Source organism: Halothiobacillus sp. (assembly GCF_028710545.1).
Lineage (GTDB): Bacteria > Pseudomonadota > Gammaproteobacteria > Halothiobacillales > Halothiobacillaceae > Halothiobacillus.
The window spans coordinates 1-2,804 of record NZ_JAQTTX010000110.1 but is presented as its reverse complement, the minus strand read 5'-3'; the positions used below and the strand labels follow the sequence as shown (position 1 = coordinate 2,804).

The following is a 2,804-nucleotide window of genomic DNA, read 5'->3' as shown; positions in this document are numbered from 1 at the left end:
ACGTCATCGGCAAACCCGTTGATGAAGTCGCGCGCGAATTTGGTCTGACCGACATTATCAAGTTGGCTTCCAACGAGAATCCCCTGGGTGCCAGCCCGCGCGCGCGCGCGGCGGTCCAGTCGCTGGATGATCTGAATATTTATCCCGATGGCAGCGGCTACGCACTGAAAACCGCCATTGCGAAAAAGTTCGATGTGGCGCCCTCTGCGATCACGCTGGGCAATGGCTCGAATGATCTGCTGGAACTGGTTGCGCGCGCGTATCTGGCGCCGGGGCGTATTGCCGTGTTCTCGGCTCATGCCTTTGCGGTTTACGCTCTGGCAACCCAGGCCACGGGCGCGCAGGCTAAAATTGTGCCTGCGCTTCCTTCCGATCATCCGACCATGCCTTATGGTGCGGATCTGCCTGCCATGGCTGCCGCCATCGATGCCGATACCCGCGTGGTCTTTCTGGCCAACCCGAACAATCCGACAGGTACCTGGGTCAGTGAGCCTGAATTGCGCGCGTTTCTGGAAGCTGTGCCAGAGAATGTCGTTGTGGTTCTTGACGAGGCTTACAGTGAATACGTCGATCGTGCTTTTTATGCCGATGGTCGTTTTCCCGATGGTTTGGCATTGGCGCGCGAATTCCCGAATGTGCTGGTGACGCGAACCTTCTCCAAAATTTATGGATTGGCCGCGTTGCGCGTGGGTTTTGCGGTAGGTCATCCTCAGGTGATCGCCATGCTCGATCGGGTGCGGCAGCCATTCAACGTCAACAGTCTTGCGCTCAGGGCGGCTGAAGCTGCGCTGGGTGATGAGGATTTCATCCAGCATAGCCGCGCGGTGAATGCTGTCGGGTTGGCCTTCATGGTCGATGCCTTGGCGTCACGGGGTCTGTCTGTTATTCCATCGCTTGCCAATTTCGTCACCGTAAATACAGGTTTGCCCGCCGGGCTCGTGTTTGATGCCTTGCTTCGCGAAGGCGTGATTGTGCGGCCTTTGGGCGGCAAAACCGATACCGGTGGGCTTTCGTGCCATATCCGGAGCACAATTGGTACGCAGGCTCAGAATGAACGCGTACTGGCCGCGATGGACCGTGTACTGACGTCACTTCGGGCAACTAAGGGTTAGATTCGGGTGATGATCAACCGTCTGGCACTTATTGGTCTGGGTTTGATCGGCGGTTCCTTGAGTCTGGCACTCAAGGAACGGGGTCTGGTCGGTGAGGTGGTGGGTTATAGCCGTCAATTGCAGACCCGGCTTCGCGCGCGCGAGCTGGGACTGATTGATCGGCCTGTCGATTCTGCTGCTGAGGCGGTGCGTGGTGCCGATGTCGTGTTTATTGCCACGCCGGTGCAGGCGATGGCTTCGGTTTTCGCAGAAATTGCCCCGGAACTCGATCCTCACGCATTAATCACCGATGGTGGCAGCGTGAAAGGCTCTGTGGTCGCGGCAGCCAAATCGGCTTTGAGCCCCGCGCAGTGGGGGCAGTTCGTTCCCGGTCATCCGATTGCCGGTACCGAACGCAGTGGCCCCGATGCGGCGTTCGCCAGCTTGTTTGTCGATCACCGCGTGATTCTTACGCCCATCAATGAAAACTCTACCGAGATGGTGGCTCGTGCCGTCGATCTTTGGCAAAGCGTCGGGGCTGTCGTCGAACAGATGAGTGTCCAGCACCATGATCATGTGTTGGCGGCAACCAGTCATTTGCCTCATCTGGCCGCCTTCGGTTTGGTGTCCGCCTTGTCCCGCCTTGAAGAGCGGTACGAGGTATTCCGTTATGCCGCAGGCGGTTTCCGCGATTTTTCTCGCATTGCGAGCTCCGATCCGCAAATGTGGCGCGATATCTGTGTCGCGAACCGAGATGAATTGCTGCCGATGCTGGATCACTATCTGGTCGAGTTAAATCGACTGCGGCAGTTGATCGAAGCGGGTGACAGTGCCGGTGTCGAAAAGCTATTTGCTGACGCCAAGGCCGTTCGGGACGCACTGTACTGTCCTGCAACATCCCAATCCTGATTTTTTTGAGTGTCTGACATGAATGTTGCTACAAAACCAGCGCCTTCGGCGGTGACGTACATCACGCAGCCCGGACGGGTGAGCCTCCAGGGTTCCTTACGGGTTCCGGGTGACAAATCCATCTCCCACCGATCAATCATGCTGGGTGCGCTCGCCTATGGCACGACCGAAATTACCGGTTTTCTTCAAGGTGAAGACAGCCTGAACACACTGCGCTGTTTCCGCGCGATGGGCGTTGAGATTAGCGAGCCTGTTGACGGACGAGTGCGAGTCAGTGGTGTGGGTCTGCATGGTTTGAAAGCCCCCGAACATCCGTTGTATGTGGGGAACTCAGGCACATCGATGCGCTTGATGGCGGGGATTCTCGCCGGGCAGTCGTTCGATAGCGTGTTGGAAGGCGATGAATCCCTTTCACGGCGGCCGATGAAACGGGTGATTGATCCGCTGACCCAAATGGGTGCGGTCATCGAGTCGGCTGAGGGTGGCCGTTCTCCACTCACAATACGTGGCGGGCAACGTCTGAAGGCAATCGATTACACCCTGCCGATGGCCAGTGCGCAGGTCAAATCCTGTGTTCTGCTGGCCGGGCTGTATGCAGAAGGCAAGACCTGCGTGACAGAACTGGCGCCAACGCGGGACCACACCGAGCGTATGTTGACCGGGTTTGGTTATCCGGTTGCGCGCGAGGGTTCGACGGCGTGTCTTGAAGGTGGCGGCCAACTCATTGCCCGTCAGATCGATGTGCCCGCAGATATTTCATCGGCTGCCTTTTTCATGGTGGCGGCCAGTATCGCGCCAGAGGCC

The 2,804-nt window shown here is 57.8% G+C and carries 2 protein-coding genes and 1 pseudogene; all 3 read left to right on the top strand.

The genetic code is table 11. The annotated features are described in order from the left end of the window. Window positions 1-1,112: histidinol-phosphate transaminase (gene hisC, locus PHD44_RS12595; protein ID WP_300192230.1), on the top strand; the 1,112-nt coding region annotated here is incomplete at its 5' end. A 9-nt stretch (window positions 1,113-1,121) separates the two neighbouring features. Continuing rightward, on the top strand, window positions 1,122-2,000 hold the full coding sequence (locus tag PHD44_RS12590) for a prephenate dehydrogenase/arogenate dehydrogenase family protein (protein WP_300192232.1): 879 nt from the start codon (window positions 1,122-1,124) through the stop codon (window positions 1,998-2,000). An 18-nt stretch (window positions 2,001-2,018) separates the two neighbouring features. Next, window positions 2,019-2,804, top strand: a pseudogene (locus PHD44_RS12585) (3-phosphoshikimate 1-carboxyvinyltransferase); the annotation flags it as partial.